Origin of the sequence: Pseudarthrobacter naphthalenicus, assembly GCF_029076445.1 — a bacterium.
Taxonomy (GTDB): domain Bacteria; phylum Actinomycetota; class Actinomycetes; order Actinomycetales; family Micrococcaceae; genus Arthrobacter; species Arthrobacter naphthalenicus.
On sequence record NZ_JARESG010000011.1, the window covers coordinates 65,264 to 82,830 of the forward strand.

17 protein-coding genes, 1 tRNA gene and 2 pseudogenes are annotated in these 17,567 nt (G+C 65.6%); 8 read left to right on the top strand and 12 right to left on the bottom strand.

Annotated features, from left to right (window positions below):
• Positions 1–45: 45 nt before the first annotated feature.
• From PY310_RS12335 to PY310_RS12360, 6 genes are all read right to left on the bottom strand, one after another.
• Positions 46–1,545, bottom strand: a complete 1,500-nt coding sequence (locus PY310_RS12335; RefSeq protein WP_275214681.1) for an FAD-dependent oxidoreductase — start codon at positions 1,543–1,545, stop codon at positions 46–48.
• Positions 1,546–1,624: 79 nt separating this feature from the next.
• Positions 1,625–2,257: a DUF4232 domain-containing protein gene (locus PY310_RS12340; protein ID WP_275214682.1), complete on the bottom strand. Its 633-nt coding sequence runs from the start codon at positions 2,255–2,257 to the stop codon at positions 1,625–1,627.
• A gap of 104 nt (positions 2,258–2,361) precedes the next feature.
• On the bottom strand, positions 2,362–3,114 hold the full coding sequence (locus PY310_RS12345) for a YcnI family copper-binding membrane protein (protein WP_275214683.1): 753 nt from the start codon (positions 3,112–3,114) through the stop codon (positions 2,362–2,364).
• Between the two features lie 88 nt (positions 3,115–3,202).
• Positions 3,203–3,817, bottom strand: coding sequence for a hypothetical protein (locus tag PY310_RS12350; protein ID WP_275214685.1), 615 nt, complete (start codon positions 3,815–3,817; stop codon positions 3,203–3,205).
• 76 nt (positions 3,818–3,893) lie between these two features.
• The gene (locus tag PY310_RS12355) at positions 3,894–5,240 is read right to left on the bottom strand and encodes a hypothetical protein (protein WP_275214686.1); all 1,347 of its coding nucleotides are present in this window, start codon (positions 5,238–5,240) and stop codon (positions 3,894–3,896) included.
• Positions 5,241–5,310: 70 nt separating this feature from the next.
• On the bottom strand, positions 5,311–6,390 hold the full coding sequence (locus tag PY310_RS12360; RefSeq protein WP_275214687.1) for an NAD(P)H-dependent flavin oxidoreductase: 1,080 nt from the start codon (positions 6,388–6,390) through the stop codon (positions 5,311–5,313).
• Positions 6,391–6,545: 155 nt separating this feature from the next.
• On the opposite strand from PY310_RS12360, the gene PY310_RS12365 reads away from it, so the two are divergent.
• A complete protein-coding gene (locus tag PY310_RS12365) occupies positions 6,546–6,890 on the top strand; it encodes a hypothetical protein (RefSeq protein ID WP_275214689.1) in 345 nt (114 codons plus the stop codon).
• An 18-nt stretch (positions 6,891–6,908) separates the two neighbouring features.
• On the opposite strand, the gene PY310_RS12370 is transcribed toward PY310_RS12365, so the two are convergent.
• Both PY310_RS12370 and PY310_RS12375 read right to left on the bottom strand, forming a co-directional pair.
• The gene (locus PY310_RS12370) at positions 6,909–8,093 is read right to left on the bottom strand and encodes a cation:proton antiporter (protein WP_275214691.1); all 1,185 of its coding nucleotides are present in this window, start codon (positions 8,091–8,093) and stop codon (positions 6,909–6,911) included.
• A gap of 51 nt (positions 8,094–8,144) precedes the next feature.
• Positions 8,145–8,540 (bottom strand): hypothetical protein, encoded by a 396-nt coding sequence (locus PY310_RS12375; protein WP_275214692.1) that lies wholly within the window; start codon positions 8,538–8,540, stop codon positions 8,145–8,147.
• 114 nt (positions 8,541–8,654) lie between these two features.
• Between PY310_RS12375 and PY310_RS12380 the strand changes: the two genes are divergently transcribed.
• Together PY310_RS12380 and PY310_RS21650 are read left to right on the top strand one after the other, a co-directional pair.
• Positions 8,655–8,948 (top strand): class I SAM-dependent methyltransferase, encoded by a 294-nt coding sequence (locus tag PY310_RS12380; protein ID WP_275214693.1) that lies wholly within the window; start codon positions 8,655–8,657, stop codon positions 8,946–8,948.
• Positions 8,949–9,067: 119 nt separating this feature from the next.
• A pseudogene (locus PY310_RS21650) lies at positions 9,068–9,271 on the top strand (GNAT family N-acetyltransferase); the annotation flags it as partial.
• Between the two features lie 54 nt (positions 9,272–9,325).
• Here PY310_RS21650 and PY310_RS12385 read toward each other — a convergent pair.
• Positions 9,326–10,159, bottom strand: a complete 834-nt coding sequence (locus PY310_RS12385; protein ID WP_342755746.1) for a M23 family metallopeptidase — start codon at positions 10,157–10,159, stop codon at positions 9,326–9,328.
• Between PY310_RS12385 and PY310_RS12390 the strand changes: the two genes are divergently transcribed.
• Positions 10,158–10,937, top strand: a complete 780-nt coding sequence (locus PY310_RS12390) for a type 1 glutamine amidotransferase domain-containing protein (RefSeq protein ID WP_275214694.1) — start codon at positions 10,158–10,160, stop codon at positions 10,935–10,937. The two genes, PY310_RS12385 and PY310_RS12390, sit on opposite strands and share 2 nt — an antisense overlap.
• Positions 10,938–11,078: 141 nt before the next feature.
• Here the strand turns inward: PY310_RS12390 and PY310_RS12395 are convergent, their stop codons facing one another.
• Positions 11,079–11,348, bottom strand: coding sequence for a hypothetical protein (locus tag PY310_RS12395; RefSeq protein ID WP_275214695.1), 270 nt, complete (start codon positions 11,346–11,348; stop codon positions 11,079–11,081).
• Between the two features lie 1,076 nt (positions 11,349–12,424).
• Here PY310_RS12395 and PY310_RS12400 point away from each other — a divergent pair.
• On the top strand, positions 12,425–13,303 hold the full coding sequence (locus PY310_RS12400) for a hypothetical protein (RefSeq protein ID WP_275214697.1): 879 nt from the start codon (positions 12,425–12,427) through the stop codon (positions 13,301–13,303).
• A 53-nt stretch (positions 13,304–13,356) separates the two neighbouring features.
• On the opposite strand, the gene PY310_RS12405 is transcribed toward PY310_RS12400, so the two are convergent.
• Positions 13,357–13,575 carry a hypothetical protein gene (locus tag PY310_RS12405; RefSeq protein ID WP_275214698.1) on the bottom strand — a complete coding sequence of 73 codons (219 nt, stop codon included), beginning with the start codon at positions 13,573–13,575 and terminating at the stop codon, positions 13,357–13,359.
• A 208-nt stretch (positions 13,576–13,783) separates the two neighbouring features.
• Here PY310_RS12405 and PY310_RS12410 point away from each other — a divergent pair, with 208 nt between their 5' ends.
• Positions 13,784–14,188 carry a hypothetical protein gene (locus tag PY310_RS12410; protein ID WP_275214699.1) on the top strand — a complete coding sequence of 135 codons (405 nt, stop codon included), beginning with the start codon at positions 13,784–13,786 and terminating at the stop codon, positions 14,186–14,188.
• A 332-nt stretch (positions 14,189–14,520) separates the two neighbouring features.
• Here the strand turns inward: PY310_RS12410 and PY310_RS12415 are convergent.
• Positions 14,521–14,610, bottom strand: a tRNA-Ser gene (locus PY310_RS12415).
• A gap of 174 nt (positions 14,611–14,784) precedes the next feature.
• Here PY310_RS12415 and PY310_RS12420 point away from each other — a divergent pair.
• Both PY310_RS12420 and PY310_RS12425 read left to right on the top strand, forming a co-directional pair.
• Positions 14,785–16,335: pseudogene (locus tag PY310_RS12420) on the top strand (HNH endonuclease signature motif containing protein).
• Between the two features lie 148 nt (positions 16,336–16,483).
• On the top strand, positions 16,484–17,566 hold the full coding sequence (locus PY310_RS12425; RefSeq protein ID WP_275214700.1) for a zinc-dependent alcohol dehydrogenase: 1,083 nt from the start codon (positions 16,484–16,486) through the stop codon (positions 17,564–17,566).
• Position 17,567: the final 1 nt, after the last annotated feature.

The window sequence follows — 17,567 nt, forward strand, 5'->3', positions numbered from 1 at the left end:
GCCTTACCCCACCGACAGGATTGCCGGGGCCGTCCACAGAGGCAATCAACCCTTCCCCGCCGGCGGAAGATTCCGGGTGGCCGGCCCTTCGAGGAGCTGCCCGTCGCTGCCGAAACGGGAGCCGTGCAGCGGGCAGTCCCAGGACTGTTCGCTGTCATTCCAGCGCACAATTCCGCCGAGGTGGGTGCAAACGGCAGACAGCCGGCACGTGGTTCCCCCGGCTGTGGAGACTGCCACCGGACGGGCGCCGTCGCGGTATACCTTCCCGGCGCCGTCGGGCGGTGCCGCTCCTTCAGGGCGCGTGCTGTCCGCGGCCAGGTTCCCCCAGCCGGAAGCCAGGGTGGTCGCCACCTTGGCGTTGAGGGCCACCGCGGAGTAGGCCCCGGCCGGTGAGGTGATGCGGTGATGGATGGTGTCAGCCCAAGGAATTTTGCCGCCCAGGATCTCGGCCGTGATGCCGAGGGCAACCGCCACCGAATTGGTCATGCCCCACTTGTTATAGCCGGTGCCGAAAAGGATCCTTCCCCGTCCCCGCGGCAGCTTGCCAAAGAACGGCATGAGGTTGGTGGCCTGGTAGTCCTGGGCCGACCAGGTGTGGGTGGCCGCGGCGCCGGGGAAATGTGTGCCGCCCCATTCGAGCAGGCCTGAAAGGTGGGACTTTTCGGACGCAGTCCGCCCCACGGGATGGCCGTGGCCGCCCACCAGCAGCAGACTGCGCCCGGAGGATTCGTAGTCCCGGATCGAGTGCGTCGGCTCCTCCGCGGAGAGGTACATCCCCGGCGGCGGCGTCAGCCCGGGAGGCAGCTCAAGCGCGGCGGCGTAGGAGCGCAGCGGCTTGAGTTTCGCGAAGTAGAGTCCCCGGTCCAGGACCGGGATGCCGGTGGCCAGGACAACATGCTCAGCCGTGACGTTGCCCTGCTCCGTCTGTACCGTCACCGGTCCGTGCCCGGTGACATCCCGCAGCCGGACCCCGGCAGCCACCAGGCCGCCGTGGGCGCGGACGTCCAGCACCAGGGCCTCCACAACGTCCATCGGATTGATCTGGGCCTGATCGGTCAGCTTCAGGGCGCCCTGGATGGGGAAGGGAAGGCTGGCGTCGAGCACGTACTCCACGTCCAGGCCCGCAGTTGTTGCGGCGATGAGTTCCTCGCGGAGCCGCTCGGCCCCTTCCCCGGTGGTGGCGTAGGTGTACGCGTCCCGGCGCTGGTAGGGGAGGGCGTTCTCGTCGAGGTAGCGCAGCAGCCACGCCTGCCCCTCGCGGTTGGCATCAACGTACGCCTGGACCTGCTTTCCCGAATACTGCCGTGCTAGGGAGCCCAGGACGGTTCCCTGCAGGAGGCTGACCTTCGCCGTGGTGTTCCCTGTTGTCACAGCACCCGGGGACCGGGCTTCCAGGACCAGGACCCGATGCCCGGACCGGGCAAGCAACAAGGCGGTGGTCAGGCCCGTCAGCCCGGCGCCGGCCACGACCGTGTCATATCTGGCGCCGGGCTGGAAGGGATCGGAACTGAAGGTCTTGTCGCGGTCCAACCAGAGGGACTTCATGAAAGCTAAGTGTACTTATTACCTGCGGTTACGCCCATAGGCCGCACGCAGCCGGACGCAGCCTTACGCCTCTGGAAGGCTACGCCGCCTGGAACGCTCCGATAGTCAGCAGTTCAATACCTGCATTGCCGCAGGCCTGCGTGGGCTGGGGCAGGAAGAGGGATGCGGTGTCCTCCGGCGGATAGATCCGGTACCCGGCCGCGGGCGTCAGGGCACAGTCCGTGTAGTTCTCTGCGTGCGTGTACCGGAGCACGGCCTTGCCGCCCTGGCCGGGAGCCAGCAGAACCTCGGCAACAGGGGTGGACTCGTCGCGCTTGGCCGGGGCGCCGATGGGTGCGCCGTTGGCATCCGCGGTGAGGGAAACGCCCGGGTAACCCTTCAGGAGGCAGGGTTCGGTGCCGGTGTTGGTCAGCGTGAGGGTCATATAGACGCTGCCGGCAGCTCCGCCGCCGGTGGCATCGGTGGCGGCGGACAGGGTGGCTGCCTTGCAGCGGGAGGGCCCGGTGGGGCCGGTTGTGGCCAACGACGTCGGCGCCTGGGATGCGCTCGGAGCCGCCGAGGTGGGGGCGGGCTTGGCCGACTCGGTGCCGGGTGCCGTGGTCCCCTGCGACTGCGGCTGCGCCTGGCCAGAACCGCAGGCGGTGAGCATCATTGCTGCCGCGGCGACCGCCGTCGTAATTAAGAACCCTTGTGAAATGCGCTGAGACGTCATGCCCCAACTTTTATTGTTGCCGTGACCGGAGTCAACGACGCCACGGTCCGGCAGGGCGATTTGATGCCCGGATCGTGATGATCCGGGCATCAAAACACGCAACGTTACGAAGCGGACTCAGCCTTGCGCTTCGAGCCACTGCGCGCCAAAGCCAGGCCACCCAACACGAGGCCACCGAGCCCGGCGGCCAGCCCTGCCCAACTGCGGGCGTCAGCATCAGTGCTGGTCACGGCGGCTGCCTGAGCAGTGCCGGCCTGAACAGTGCCGGCGTCAGCAGCGGAACCGGTGTGGCCCGCGGCATGCGCGTCCGCGGCGCCGCTGATGGTGATGGACGGTGCCGGTGCCTTCAGGGAATGCGGGTCCTGGCCGTCCTTGGCGATCTCCGACCAGTCTGTCTGCCCCGTTTCGCAGGTCTGCAGCGTGGGGAAGTGCAGCGTGGTGCCGGCAGCGTCGGGCAGCTTCACGGACAGCACCAGGGCGTCCCGCAATTCGTGGTCCAGCGGTGCTTTGGCTGTGTAGACAATCTGGCTGGTGCGCTTGGTGATGGATGAGCCGTCGGCCAGCTTCGTGGGCTCGGCGAGCTTCTCGGTGACTTTCTCCACGGTCCAGTTGGGGTTGACCGTGGGCTGGGCGTCATTGAGTTCGGCCGGCAGCGTGATGGCCACCTTGGTGGTGGCGGATTCGTCGCAGCCGTGCGGGATGCCGAAGGTCAGCAGGGCGTACGAGTTAGCCGCGGTTTTGTCCGGGGTTACGCCGACGTGTGCGGACGCGCCGCCGGCGGCGGTCAGGAGCAGGACGGCAGCGCCGGCAACGGCGGCGGCCGGGGTCAGGGTGTGGCGCAGGGCGGTGGTGTTCATGGGTATGCCTTTCGGACACATGCCGGTTCCAGGCATGCGGAAGTACGGGGAAGGCCCGCCACCCGGGTGAAGTCCGGTGCGGGCAGGATCAGGAAAGCACGACGGCGGAAGGCGGGCCGCGTCGGCTGTCCTGCCTGAGGTTCCGCCAGGGGCGGTGGGGGAGAACCGCAGGCGTGTGGGGCACCGCCCGCGGGGTGCCGGCGTCGGGCGTTACCGCGCGGGGAAGCCGGCCGAGGGGTCTGAGCCAGGCGGCGAGGGCCCAGAGTGCGGCCTCACCTTTGGCGAGCAGGAGCGCACACGCGGCCGTGGCCAATGCGTGGACCCCGAGCATCAGGATGCTCGGGGGGCTTGCCAGGGCGTGGACATGGGCGGCGGTGTCCAGGAGGGGAATCGCCGCGGCGGAAAAGTGGTGTGCGTCCGGCGGCGGGGGACCCGCAGCCAGGGGCGTGCTGAACACCGTGAAGACTTCATGCAGGGCGAACTGTCCGGCACCCAGCAGCGCGGTGACGGCGGCTAAATTCAGCTTCAGGCGGGTGGCCGCGGTGGCCACCAAAACTGAAAGTGCCAGCACCGCCAGCAGGATGCCCGGGCCGGGGAGATCGCCGCCGCCCAGCACGTGGGCCCCGGCTGCAAGGGTGAGGGTGCCCGTGGCCAGCGACGCGGCACGCAGGAAATGAAAAGGAGCCCGGGCGTGGGTGCGCACTGGATCCTCCCTTATTTTGGTGCCGGAGCCTCGGCACTGCAGGTCACTGCAATGCCGCACAGCCAACGTTCAGATTCTACCGATTTCCGAGTGGACGGCCAGTCCGTGACGGGACGTGCAGAGGGACCACGTTGGATTGCGCCTCGGCCGCGGCGGCCGGTTCGGGGGCGGAATTCAGGAAACCCAAGGCCAGGTCCACACACTGCACGGCCACCGGCGGAACACGATAATCAGCTGCGGCCTCCACCAGCCCCAATTCGGCCAGCAATGACAACCTCTGCCGGGCCGCGAGGGCCGCGTATGCCGCGTAGGCATCTTCCAACTGGCTCTCGACCAGCTGCTGATCGTCAAACCCGGCGTCATCGGGAAAGGGCCCGGCGGGGTCCATCGCAGCCACACGGTCGAGCTGCGCCACGGGCACCGGCTCCTCACTGGTGCCGTAGGCGAGAACAGTACTCAGCGTCTCCAATACGGGTTCCCGGTCCCAGGCATCGTCTGCATCGCTGAGGACCCGGACCAGAAGGACCACGGCGAGCATCCGACGCATATCCAGCCGGTCCTCAAGCTTGGCACTGTTCCAGGCGGCCAACGCCGGACCGGGGACTGCGCGGGTGGAACTGAGCGTGATCAGGCCGGCCCCCACCAGGGCCGTCCAGATCTCACGGAGCACCGGCACATCGAACATGGTGCTCACCTCCAAAGGTGTGTCCGCCCCGCCTCCGGGGACGTCCTGCGGATCTGGTGCCACCGTGCTCCGCGCACCGCGTTTTCCCCGGGCCTCAACCTTCACCGCGGCAGCGGCCGGCTCGATGTCCTTGAGCCGCAGCGCCCCTGTTGCCGTGACTTCCTTGCCCGTCCCCAGCCACTCCAGCAGCGCGGACGCCCGCTGGATGAGGGGCATGGTTGCGAACGCGGCGTCCTGCTCCTCGTTGCTGAGCCGGGGCACCAGGATGTCCGGAAGGTCCGGGCCCGACGCGCCGAGGCCGCTCTCCAGCAGGAGATGCAAGTCCTCATACGCCTCTTCACTGCCGCTCCAGCGGCCAGTCTCCTTGAGGAAGTGGGCGAAAGAGTGCAGGGCGAAGTAGAAGTCCACCAGGGCGTCTTCGGCTTCCGCCGGGTCCAGGGACATCATGACTGATCCGACGGCGGGCTCAACGCTGTCGGCGGGAATTTCCGTGGCGGAGCTCGAATCGCTGATGGCGTGCTGCGCCGTGAGGAAGAGTTTGACCAGTTCAAGGCATTCGAAGGCATCAGCCGGATCGGGGGACTCAGTCCCGTGCCACTGAATGAACTCAAGAGCCATCGAATCAACGGACCGATGGTTCAGGACCAGCTGCAGGGGCATCTTGGGGGCTTGGGGTACTGCCTTGAGGTGCCGCTGGTTCTTGCTTTTGGTCTTGGACCTGCTGGTTTTCTTCGCCAAGGATTTGCCTCCGGTCGCGGGGGAGGGTCCCCCTTTGGTGGTTCGCGGGCCCTCCGCGCGTATATCGAGCTTACAAAACAGGGCTGCCGGCAAGAAGTTCGGCCAGGACGTCCGCGGCGGAGTCGTGGCGGATCAGCGGCGCGCCCTGGCCGGCCCACAGCGACATCAACTCGGTGTTTCCCTGAGCCGCCGCTTGGGGCCGGAACCTGCCGGTGAGCCAGTTCTGGACGGGGAAGGGGGCGGTCTCCGTGGCCTCGGAGAGTTCGCGGATGATGCGGTTAGGGATTCCGCGGGCCAGCCGTCCGCTGAGGACCCGTGTCAGCACAGTTTCGCCGGCGGCCGGGCTGTGCAGGATCTCGCGGTACGCCGGCACCGCAGCGGACTCACGGGTGGCCAGGAATGCCGAGCCCACCTGCACCCCCTCGGCACCGAGGGCCCGGGCGGCTGAGTAGCCACGGCGGTCCACAATGCCGCCGGCCGCGATTACCGGAATCTTGATGGCGTCCGCAACCTGCGGGACCAGGGCGAACGTGCCGATCAGCGACTCCTCCGCCGGTTTGAGGAACGAGACCCGGTGGCCGCCGGATTCCATTCCGCTGGCCACGACGGCATCCACACCGCCTGCCTCCAGCGCTACGGCTTCGGCCACGGTGGTGGCAGTGCCCACCAGGAGGATTCCCCGCCTGTGGGCTTCCTCCACAAGGTCCGGTGCGGGCACCCCAAAGACAAAACTGACGACGGCGGGAGCTGCCTCCAGGGTGGCGGCCACCTGCTCGTCGTAATCAGGCATGTAGCGGTCCGGCATGTCCGGAAGGGGCAGCCCAACTTCTTCGAAGTAGGGCCTCAGGGCTTCAACGTAGTTGCTGAAGTCCTGTGGAGGGAGCGAGGCCGCTTCGTCTCCGGTGGGGATCCAAATGTTGAGTGCAAAGGGTTTCGCCGTCGTCTCCCGCAGCCGCGCCGCGGTGGGGCGGATGGCGTCGGCAGTGAAGCCGTACAGGCCGTAGGAACCCAGCCCGCCGCCGTCGCTCACTGCTGCAGTCAGTTCCACGGAGGACACTCCGCCGAAGGGTCCCAGAACCACCGGAACTTCGATGCCAAACAGTTCGGTGAGGCGGTTCCGGTGGGTGGGGGTGCGGTGCTCCGGCGTCATGTCTGCTCCTGGAAGGTCGCTGGCGGCTTCTCGGCTCCAGTCTCGCAGCCGTACGCCCGGCTCCCAAGCCCCTCCCGCCTGTGGACGGCTATGTACCCTGTCCGAGGGGCGGGCTACACTGCTCGCGTAAGTCGCCGACGATCTCAGGAGACACCATGAACTACGCAGGGACTGGCAACGAGAAAGCCGTTCTGGCCAGCGAACTCAACCGAACCCATGTTGGGCAGACCATCAGCTTCGAACCGGACGATTTCACGTTGGTCTTTGGAAAGATCGCAGCCATCGCACGGAAGGAAGGCGGGGTCACCATCGCCCTGCGCGGTGTGGAAGGAAGCGGCGGCCTGCAGTCGAGTTACAGCCTGCCCGGCAGCCAGAACGTTTATTTGCAGCCTGACATGCTGACCAACACCGAGTCCACCATCAAGGATCTCTTCGGCAAGGTCCAGGAGAACCTTCGCGGCGGCGGTCACCGGGGCGAGGACAAGACGGACAAGCTCTAAGCTGCCCGGGGCCCGGAACTACACCGCGTTTTTCGGCGGCTGCGGGCTTGCATCATGGGGAGCCGGTGGCTTGCTTTTCCCGAACGCCCGGGCCGCCCGGGAACCGGCGGCGGCGCTGGCTCCGATGCTGATGAGCGCGCCCAGAATCATGGCAGCCGCTTCGCCCGGCTCCAGCAGGTGCAGTTGTGATCCGATGGTGGCCGCGGCAACCGGAACTCCGAGTTGCGACGCCGACATGATAGCCAGCGACATCGGCTGACCCAGGAGCCGAAGGCTTCCGTGCACCAGCAAGGTTCCGGCGCCCAGGCAGACCCCTAACAGGATCATCCGGGGGCTGCCGGCCAGGGCACTCAAATCCAGCGACGCCCCCAGCCAGACGAAAAATACCGGCCCAAGAAATCCGTCGCTGACCGCGAAGAGCTGGTGAGCCAGCCGTCGCGGCTCGCCGACCGCGGCCACCACCAGGCCAAAGGAAAACCCGGCCAGCATGATCGAGACGTGTCCCGCAACAGCCAGGCCTGCCAGCGCGAACAGCAAAGCCAACTGGATGCGCAGTTCGAGGGCAAACTTCCGGTCCTCGGAAACTTCGTGCAGCCGGGCCCTCGTGCCGCTGTTTTCCAGAGCCCGCAGGACAAAGTAGAGCACCGCCGCACAACCGGCCAGGGCAGTGGCACCCATGGCGGCCCTCCCGGCGTTTGGCGGGTCGACCGCCAGCGGAAGCGCCACGATGCAGGCGATGTCGGCGATCGCCACCTGAGCCGTTGTGGTCAGGACCTTGGGCCCGGACAGGCGCAAGGAGTCAACGATGGGCAGCACGAGTGCCGCTGACGAGGAGGCCAGCAGCACCACGTACAACGGCGCATGGCCAGTGCCGAAAAGTAGCGCAATGAGGATCCCGATGACGACGGCCAGCCCCGCCGCAATGCCGGCCCGAAGGGCGCCGACGCCGAGCGCCGGACGGATGGCCTTATCCCGGACGGGAACATGTGACCCTGCGACAAACATGATGAGGGCGAAGCCGACGTCGGCCACGAAGGTGAAGGTCGGATCGGTGGAATCCACCAGGCCCAGGCCGGTCCGCCCGATCGCAATCCCCGCCAGCAGTTGCCCGAGCACTACGGGAAGGTGCCATTTCTGGGGTAACGCGAGCAAGGGGCCGAGCAGCGCGACGGCGGCTATCAGTGAAAGCTGAAGAAATGACACGTGCCTCCTCTGCTGGCGTGCGTGATTGGCGCTTGGTGAACGCGGCTGCAGTTACTGGGGCAGGTGGGCCATTTTGAGCGGAATGTCCGTATTCTCATCCGTATAATAGCTGGCGCAGACACGATGATAGCCGTCCGCTACCTGCGCCGGTATCCCGCCGGCCAAAGCGCCCCGGACCATCAGGATGGGCGAGAGCGGCTTGCCCTCCTTGATTTTCTTCAGGTCCGCAGCCACATGGGCGTTGTCCGGAGGCAGCAGCTCCAAGCGGGCGGCCCTGAGGATGTCCTTGGCCTTGCGGTACTCAAGAGGGGCCTCCCGGAGGGCCGCGACGAGCGAGCCGACCACCTCGGCCGCACCGAGCAGGGAAAGGTAGCTGGACGCGTTGGGATAATCCTGCTCTTCGGGCGAAGTCAGCCAGAGCACTTCACCTTTGTCTTCACGGTGCATGGCGTTCTCCTTGGTGCCTCCGCAGGCGCGGATCATGGTGCTCAACAGTACGTACGGGCCGAGAGGACGGTCAACGGTCCAGGTTGGCGGGAGCGGGGGATAGGGTCAGAGCTGATGACACAGACAGAGGTTCGTGATGCCTATGCCAGGCGTGCGCCGGAGTACACCACCCTGTTCGGGTCCGTGGACACGGCAGACCAGCGGGACCGGCGGCTCATAACTCAGTGGGCGAAGTCGCTGCGCGGGCCGGTTCTCGATGCCGGCTGCGGCCCGGGTCATTGGACCGGTTTCCTGGCCAGCCTGGGTGCAGATGCAGAAGGCATCGACGTTGTGCCTGCGTTCGTGCAGGAGGCCGGGGTCCGCTTCCCGGGTTGCCGGTTCCGGGTTGCCGGCGCGGAGGGCACGTAGTGTCGGTTGGGTTGGAGGCTGCCGTGCCACCGTGTCTGGTGCGCGAGGCAAGGGACGGTGACCTGGCCGGAGTGGCCGGGCTCCGGCTGGCGGGCGACGGCGCGGCTTGGACTGCCGGGATGATCGCTGCGGATCCTGCAAGGACCGTAGTGGTTGCCACCGTGGGCGTGGAGCTCGTAGGCGTGGCAAAGACACATCATCATCCCGAGGCCCGGGCGGAGGCGCCTGCGGGACGCTACCTGGGAGGGATTCTTGTGTCACGGCGGTGGAGCCGGCGGGGGATCGGGACGATGCTTACGACAGCCAGGCTGGACTGGATCTGGGAACGTCGCATCGCGCCAAGAACCCGGGTGCACGGACGGGGAGGCCCGATCGGATCAGGTTCTGACGATTTCAGACTCCTGCGGAATCCACACCGTCCCATCCCGGCCACGGAACGCAATCGGCACGGCGTGAGCCCGAGGCCAGTCAGTCGAATCAGTCACCTGCACATGCACGTGGGGCTCGGTGCTGTTACCGGAGTTCCCGCATTCTCCGATCTGCTCGCCAGCCTCCACCTGCTGTCCCGGGTGTACCCGGACCGTGCCTTGCCTCAGATGCGCAAGCAGGACGAAGGGGCCGTTGGCTGTTGCGGCGATCACCACGTGATTGCCGGCCACAGCCCCGATGCCTTGGCGGATCCGGTCTGCCTGGCCCAGCATGTACGGCACGAGCGCGAGCTGCGAACGGCGCCCCTCATGATCTGGCTGGCCGTCAAGAACAGCTGCCACAGTCCCGGACAGGGGAGCGAGGATGGGCTGTCCGAACCCGACGAACGCTTCGGGGCGTTCCGCCGCGATGAGGGAGCGCCACGTTCGGGGCGCGGACCTGCCGGCAGCATTGACGGCCACGAAATCGATCGCGTGGGCAGTCCCGAAAGCGTATGTACCATGGCTCGGCACACGGCGTGCCGGACTGTTCTCCACCCGCCAGCTTCCCCGGAAGGGCAGGTCGAGCACGACTGAAGCAGCGCCGGGAGGCAGCGCGGACGGCCGGCCGGGCCCTTGGCTGCGGCGGATGATCACGAGGTCTGCTGCTCCTGCCGGAAGGGGGCTGTGCGACGAGTCATGAACCCATGGTCCTCGTCTCGCCGGGACCAGGGCAACCGCTCCGCAGGAGATCTCCAGGATTGGGGCGCGTAGGGTGGGGACCGGACGATAGGAGCACTTCATGAAGAAAATCCTCATGGTACTGACCAGCGTTTCCGAGATCGGCGATACGGGAGAGAAGACCGGCTACAACGTGGCCGAGGCAGCACACCCCTGGAAGGTCTTCAAGGATTCCGGGCATTTCGTTGACTTTGCATCCATCAAGGGAGGCCAGCCCCCGCGTGACGAGGTGGACGCTGATGATCCCATCCAGGTCGCCTTCACGGAGGACGAGACCACCCGGGCCGGGTTGTACAACACGGCCCGCGTCGACGTCGTGGATCCCGACCAGTACGACGCCGTCTACCTCGTCGGCGGTCACGGCACCATGTGGGACTTCCCGGACAGCGACGGTCTGCAGCAACTTGTTGCCCGCGTCTACAACGCGGGCGGCCTGGTGGGCGCGGTCTGCCACGGGCCGGCCGGGCTGCTCAATGTTGAGTTGGCGAACGGGCTCCGCCTCGTCGAAGGCCGGAAGGTGGCCGCCTTCACCAACGAGGAGGAAGTTGCGGCAGGGAAGGACAAGGTCATCCCGTTCTTTTTGGCAGACCGGCTGGAGGAGCAGGGCGCCACCCACGTCTCAGCTGGTGTCTTTGAGGAGATGGTCGTAGTTGACGACAGGTTGGTGACCGGCCAGAACCCGGCCTCGGCCGCCGGCGTGGCCAAGGAGATGGAGAAGCTCTTCGCGCAGGTCATCCACAAGGAAAAGGCCGAGGAACAACACGAGACCGAGGCTCTCCGGGCCGAGAAGGACGCCGAGAAGAACGCCAAGAAGATGGCCGCTGCCGAGGCTGATCACTAACTCCCCCAGCCGTTCCGGGCGCAACGATTGGCCTACTTCCCAGCTGATTATGAGGGAAGTAGGCCAACAGCCAACTTCAGCGGCCCGACCACACGTGGGGCCGACAGCCGTGGGTCTGTCAGCAGATGGGCGGCCGACAGGCTACGTGCGTTCTCCGGGTTGAGCCGCATCGAAGAACCGGAATTCCTCGCTAACCAGCTCCGTCTCCCCGCCGGCCCCCTTGTCCCGAATGAAATCGAGGTCCTCTCGTGAAAGGATCATTTGGCCATGGACGTCGACTTCAATGTGCCCGGCGGAATGCCGTTTAATCGTCGCAGCGACGGTTCTCGGCACCATCACACAGCCCGGGTTGTTCAAAAGCCACTGACGCGTTTTGGAATCAAGCCGATCCCACTCTTCTTTGAGTGTCATCTCGTAATTCACCCTTCTCATGTCCTCAAGCCCGCAGTCCTGGGCCCGGGGTTCCGCTAAGGGTACGTCTCAGGTCCAAGGAAGAACAGGGGCCACCGCTCCATCGTGGGCCGGGCGTTTGAACATGGGTGGCTTTTGCCTGCCACGCCCGTATAACGGTCCCCTCGCCGGTACTTGCGTTGAGGACGTCGCCCTGTCGATTAACCCCGGGGGGGCTTATGGCTTAAGGCAAAGGGCCCTGCCCCCTCAGTAAAGAGGAGGAGGGTCTTTCTCATTGGCAGTGACGGTGGGATTTGAACCGAGATAAACACACGCGGCACTAAGCGGAACCCCAAAAATCCTTGAAAGGCCGCGGGTCCTGACCACGTCTAATTACGCGTCCAAACATCCGCTCGCAGATGTTCCGTTACCGCGGCGTTACTGCAAAGTCTGCTTGGACCGGACTGGTGGAGGGCGGCGACGACTGCATCGAAGTCGTCCTCGAAGAGGTCAGCATACCGATCCAGCGTCATCGCACGGAGGCGTGCCCGAGCAAGTGCGTTCAGGTGTCTTTGGTGTGCCGACGATGATATGGCCGTTGACGGTCACTGCGTTGTAGTGCGCTTGGCGCTGAGTGCGCTGACCCAGGCTTTTACTTCGCTTTGGAGGGTTGAGCCGGCTTGGCGTGTGCCGGATTTCGGTTGGACGTGCATCCGCCGTGCCCGCTGAGCTGGGACACTTCTCCTGGTCCAGTTGACCTCCCCGTCGCGGCGTTTCTGAGCCTCGCCCATGGCAGCGGGCCCTAGGCCTCTACTGGCACTCCCCACAGATCCATAGCATGAGCGCAGGAGCGCCTCCCTCTGACGTGGGACAAGGCAGCTTTGGGACACTGAGGGGGAGTAATGCGCGCTCACTGGATCCGTGATCCTCGATTAGGCCTCGCGCTCTCCGTGGCGCTTGCGCTTCTCCTGGGGGGATGTGGGCAGGAGGGTCAGCCCTCGTCGTCGACGCAGTCGCCGTCATCCAGGTCTGGCAATCCGGCCTGTGATCTGATCACGCAGGAGATAGCAGCCAAGATCGACCCGAGCCTGGCTCAAATGGGGCAGAGCGGCAAACCGCCCGGGAGCCGGGCCTACGTGTGCAGCTACATGAGTATGTCGGACAAGGGCCGTGTGCTTACCGTGTCGTTGACCTCTCCGGCATCGGCGGCGGAGATCGCCCAGGCGAAAAAGACCCCTGACTGCTCGGCGGTGGAGGGCATCGGCGACTTAGCATGCATGCAGTGGACGGGGTGGTTCCGTGGCGAGGCCAACGCGTCGGCCAACACGGTCCTCAAAGCCGTCCGGGGCAACGAGTCCCTCGACCTCCGCTATCTGCTCCCTCCACCCACCGTCCCGGGACCCACTGGCACGCGCCCGCTCCCGGACGGCAACGCCACGGCCCGCGCGCTCACCCAGGCAGCCGTCCAGGGCGGGTGGGGCAACGGGAGCGCGCCCAGCGTTCCGTCCGCGCCGCCAGTCGGTCCGCAGACCGTGACAGATAGTCCCGTGTGCGCACTGGTCAGCGCCGATGCGCTCAAGCAGGCCTTCGGCGCGACAACCCAGCCGCAGGTCCTCCCGGGCGAGGGCAACTGCCGGTACATATTTGGCGCGTCGGGCACGCCCGGACCGGACTCGCTCATGTTCTCCATCGAAATCCATCAGGGCGGCGCATCATTGCTGTCACGGCCGGTGCCGGACGGCCAAAACATCGACGGCGTCGGAGACAGGGCGATCCTCATTGTGCGGTCGGACGCGGGGGGATCGAAATCCCTCCGACCCCCGAGCGATGTACCGCTCACGTACATGTCCCTCATGGTGGCCCGCGGCCAAAACATGGGCATCTTCACCGCACAGATCCTCGTCTCCCCGACAGGTCCCACAATCGAGCAGACGCAGGATCAGCTGGTCACCCTCGTCAAGGGCATCGACTTCTGACCCACCCTGCGCTTCGGCTCAACAGGTTTGGCGACGGATCTCCCAGAGAGGGTTCAGATGTATCGAGATTTCAGAAGCTCCGGGAAGAATAACTCACGTTCGGCCGCGTTCGGGGCGGCCGTGGTCGCAGGACTGTTGATCCTCACGGCATGCGGATCCGAAACGCCTGCTGACACTGTGCCAACCAACGGCAGCACCACCATCAAGACAGCGCCGCCCAGCATTGCCACACCATCAGCTGAGCCCACCGCTACGCTGCCGAAGGTCTTCACCGACCAGGAACTTATGACGATTAGCAGCAGAGTGCTGGAGCCACACGGCGGAAGGGCCGAGGACACGGCCATGGCCCGCAAGTCTTATGCCTTGATGACTCAGCCGCCAGCGTCTGCATCGCCATCGTCCATATTGGGCCCCACCGATCCAGGTGAGTGCAACGTATTCCACAGGTCGTGGCAGCACGAGGCGCAGTTGGATCCCGCTGTGAACTTCGCACTGGGCGAAGTGTTCAACCTCGGCGAACACGGAGTCGGCACGATCCTCTTTGATGTCAGGAGCGCTCCCCGGGAGACTCTAGCCAGAGCTGACTTTGATTACAGTCAGGAGCTGATGGTTCACTGCGCCACATTCGACCAGACGGTGTCCTCGGTTACCGGGCCACAGAGGTTCACCATCCAACTTCTCCAGGGTCCGGCCATCGGAGAGAAGGCTTACGTGACCAAGGGATCCTTCGACGGGAACAGCGTCTTTGTCGGGCTTCGGGTCCTTTACGGAACGATTTCTGTTGACATGGGGGTCAACACGGGGCAGGTGATAACTGCGGAAGAAGGCCTCAGCCTGATGTCGCAGATTGCGCAGGAGTTTGTCGAGGAGATAAAGAACCAGTAGCTGTAGCCAGCGAGTAGCACTCCGTCGACTGTTGGCGCCTTTGCATGGCTGCCCTGTCGCCATCTTTGGATCACGGTGTCCAATCGGGCTTCTTTGGAGGCCCGCGTTCGGGAGCCGGACATTCCCTGTTATGTGCCGCCTCTTAAGCCCACACATCCAGCCATTCGACTGGCCCGATGGGTGTCCTTCGCAGACCGAGACATTGTCTCGGCGTGGCCGGACGCGGAGCACTGCAGGAATTCTGTTACTGCCGCGTTACCGCGGGGCCTATTTGCAGGCAAAGAAATGGCCCTGCTTCCCTTTGTTTACAAGGCAAGCAGGGCCTTTCTCATTGGCGGTGACGGTGGGATTTGAACCCACGTTGGCTTTGACACCAAACAACATTTCGAGTGTTGCACCTTCGGCCGCTCGGACACGTCACCAACCTGACTAGGGTACCGGAGCAAGGCTCACATCCCCAAAACGGCTGCCGGATGGCCTGCGGCCCGAGAGGCCCTCCTAGAGCGATCGAGGATGTGGTCCCGATAATCGAAGGGTTATGCACATAGGCGTTCTACCTGACGCTGAAGTCCCAATTCTCGCGGGATGATTTTCTTATGGAACGTGGAGCTGCGGTGTTGGTTGCGGAGGCCTTGGCGGCGACTGCCAATGCGCTCGTTGCAGCGTTGCGGGGGACAAAATCTGCCGCTGCTGAACCCTACGCTGAGGATTATGGCGCTGATCCCTTGCAGGTGCTGGCGGATGATTACCTGGATGGGTTGGCGGTGACATCCCTGATTGATAGCCAAGTAGCTGCGGTACGGGTCCATCTGGCGGCCGGGTATTCCGGGGCTCTGGAAGCCCTCGGTCCGCCGGCTGCATCCCCGCAGGAACACACCGCGCGGGAGATGTCGCTGGTGGCGGAAGTGGCGGGCGTGCTAACGGTTCGCGAGTCTGCCGCCGCGGGTCTGCTGGTTGAGGCCCGGGCGCTGAGCACGTCCTTACCGTTGACGTTGTCCGCGCTGGAGGCCGGGTCGATTTCGTGGCAGCACGCCCGGATCGTGGTGGATGAGGCCGGGGGGGCTGGGGCTGGCGGGAGCGGGGGCGTTGGAGGCGCATTTTCTGGGTCCGGAGGCTTCGAATCCGGGGCGGGGGTGTCCGGCGGGTGAGTTGGTTCCTGGCCGGTTCCGTGCCAGGGCCCGGGCGTGGCGGGAGCGGCATCACCCGGTCAGTCTCGAGACGCGGCATGCGAAGAGCGTGGCGGACCGGCAGCTGCTGTTTTCTCCGGACCGGGACGGCATGGCCTGGTGCTCGGCGTATTTGCCGGCGGATACGGCGTCGGGGATCTGGCAGCGGACCACCGCGGCCGCCCGGGCACTGCAGGGCCCCGGTGAGGACCGCACACTGACCCAGTTGCGGGCGGACATCGCCGCGGCCTGGCTCCTGGGCGGGGATGCCGCTGTCGGCGGCACAGACGGGGACGGCACTGTCCATCACGCGGCCGCTGCGGACAACCCCGGTCCCGGCGTGCCCGGCAGCGGTGTGTCCAGTCGTGGCGTGGGCAAACATGGAGTGCCCAGCCGTAGTGTGTCCAGCGGTAATGTGCCCCCGCCGCGCGCGCAGGTGCTGATCACGGTCCCGGTGCTGGCCCTGCTCGGTGTCACGGAGGAACCGGCGATGCTGGACGGGTACGGGCCGGTCCCGCCCTCCATGGCAGGAAACTTATTGCCGGCGGCGCCGAGTCGTTCCACCGGGTCCTGATCGACCCCCGCGATGGGGCGCCCCTGGAGATCGGCCGGACCAGTTACCGGGTCACCAAAGCCCAGCGTCGGTGGCTTCGGCTCCGCGACGGTCGATGCCCGTTTCCGGGCTGTCCAAACCAGTCCCTGGACAACGACGCCGATCACGTCCTGGCTTGGGCCAAGGGCGGCACCACCGGGATCAGCAATCTTGGCCAGCCCTGCCGCCGTCATCACCGCCTCCGGCACACCACCGCCTGGACCCCCACCAAACCCGGCAAGAATGAACCACCGGGCTGGACCTCACCGGCGGGACGCCACTACCGAAGCGAACACCCCGACTGGGAACCGCCAATTTGGCCCGGGACGGCTACTCCATATGCCGACGGGCAGCTGTCGCCCGTCGATCCGTTGGCACCTCGTGAATGAGCGGTGCACCAAGGTGAATGAGCGGTGCAACAAGCACGTGCTTGGCTCGCTGCAACGTTGTCCGGGCAACACGGTTCCACTGACTCACTGCTGTTGAATCGACGCAACTTCCGCCAGCAGCCTCCGGCGGACTAGATTCATAAGCAAGATGACTACTCCAGATGAACCAACCCCTCAGACAGATCAGGCAACGGCATATTGGACCACCGGCCTGGAACACGGTGAACTCCGGGCAGAGGAACTGCCTGTCCCGGGACCGGGCGAAGCCCTGGTCCGCACGCTCTACTCCGGCATCAGCAAGGGCACGGAAATTGTGGTTCACACCTGCTCCGTCCCGCCGCGAGTGGCCGAGGCCATGCGAGCCCCACATCAGGAGGGCTCGTTCCCGTCTCCGGTGAAGTTCGGTTATCTGTCTGTCGGCATCGTCGAACAGGGACCGGAGGATTGGCTGGGCCAAAAGGTATTCTGCCTGAACCCCCACCAGGACCGCTACATCGTGGAAACTTCGGCGCTGACCAGGATTCCCGACGCCGTGCCCCCACGCCGCGCCGTGCTCACCGGCACCGTGGAAACAGCCATCAACGCACTCTGGGAAGCCGGCCCCCGGCTCGGGGACAGGATTGCGGTTGTCGGTGCCGGGCTGGTGGGCGGAATGGTGGCCACCCTCTTGCGGACGTTCCCGTTAGCCCGTTTGCAGCTGGTGGATCTGGATCCTGAACGGAAACAGCTGGCGGACCAGCTGGGCGTGGAATTTGCCCACCCGGATGATGCCGCAGCGGACTGCGACATCGTCTTCCACTGCTCTGCGTCGCAGGAAGGATTGGCACGCAGCCTGCAACTGGCCGGCGACGAAGCCGACGTCATTGAGATGTCCTGGTATGCCAACCGCGAGGTCACGCTGCCCCTTGGCGAAGACTTCCATGCCCGCCGGCTGTCGATCAGGGCCAGCCAGGTGGGGGTTGTAGCCCGGGCGCGGAGGCACCGGAGAACCAACGCCGAGCGTCTGAGCCTGGCGGTTTCGCTCCTGAAAGACCCCGTTTTTGACGCCTTCCTTACCGGCGCGTCGCCGTTTGCAGACCTGCCGGACGTGGTGCAGAACCTGTCCGACGGCAGACTTGAAGCGCTGTGCCACGTGATCGAGTACCCCGATGATGACGGTGCCGTACCCGGTAATGACGGTGCAGCACCCGGTAACCACACTGCAATAACCAGCTCCCAAGACAGGACGTAGC

Excerpts from the sequence above, each read along its gene's own strand:
- PY310_RS12380 (WP_275214693.1), top strand. The coding sequence starts at position 8,655 with ATGACACAGACAGAGGTTCGTGATGCCTATGCCAGGCGTGCGCCGGAG.
- PY310_RS12375 (WP_275214692.1), bottom strand. The coding sequence starts at position 8,540 with ATGCACCGTGAAGACAAAGGTGAAGTGCTCTGGCTGACTTCGCCCGAA.
- PY310_RS12345 (WP_275214683.1), bottom strand. The coding sequence starts at position 3,114 with ATGAACACCACCGCCCTGCGCCACACCCTGACCCCGGCCGCCGCCGTT.
- PY310_RS12335 (WP_275214681.1), bottom strand. The coding sequence starts at position 1,545 with ATGAAGTCCCTCTGGTTGGACCGCGACAAGACCTTCAGTTCCGATCCC.
- PY310_RS12365 (WP_275214689.1), top strand. The coding sequence starts at position 6,546 with ATGAACTACGCAGGGACTGGCAACGAGAAAGCCGTTCTGGCCAGCGAA.
- PY310_RS12360 (WP_275214687.1), bottom strand. The coding sequence starts at position 6,390 with ATGACGCCGGAGCACCGCACCCCCACCCACCGGAACCGCCTCACCGAA.
- PY310_RS12400 (WP_275214697.1), top strand. The coding sequence starts at position 12,425 with ATGGGGCAGAGCGGCAAACCGCCCGGGAGCCGGGCCTACGTGTGCAGC.
- PY310_RS12395 (WP_275214695.1), bottom strand. The coding sequence starts at position 11,348 with ATGACACTCAAAGAAGAGTGGGATCGGCTTGATTCCAAAACGCGTCAG.
- PY310_RS12390 (WP_275214694.1), top strand. The coding sequence starts at position 10,158 with ATGAAGAAAATCCTCATGGTACTGACCAGCGTTTCCGAGATCGGCGAT.
- PY310_RS12385 (WP_342755746.1), bottom strand. The coding sequence starts at position 10,159 with ATGAAGTGCTCCTATCGTCCGGTCCCCACCCTACGCGCCCCAATCCTG.
- PY310_RS12425 (WP_275214700.1), top strand. The coding sequence starts at position 16,484 with ATGACTACTCCAGATGAACCAACCCCTCAGACAGATCAGGCAACGGCA.
- PY310_RS12340 (WP_275214682.1), bottom strand. The coding sequence starts at position 2,257 with ATGACGTCTCAGCGCATTTCACAAGGGTTCTTAATTACGACGGCGGTC.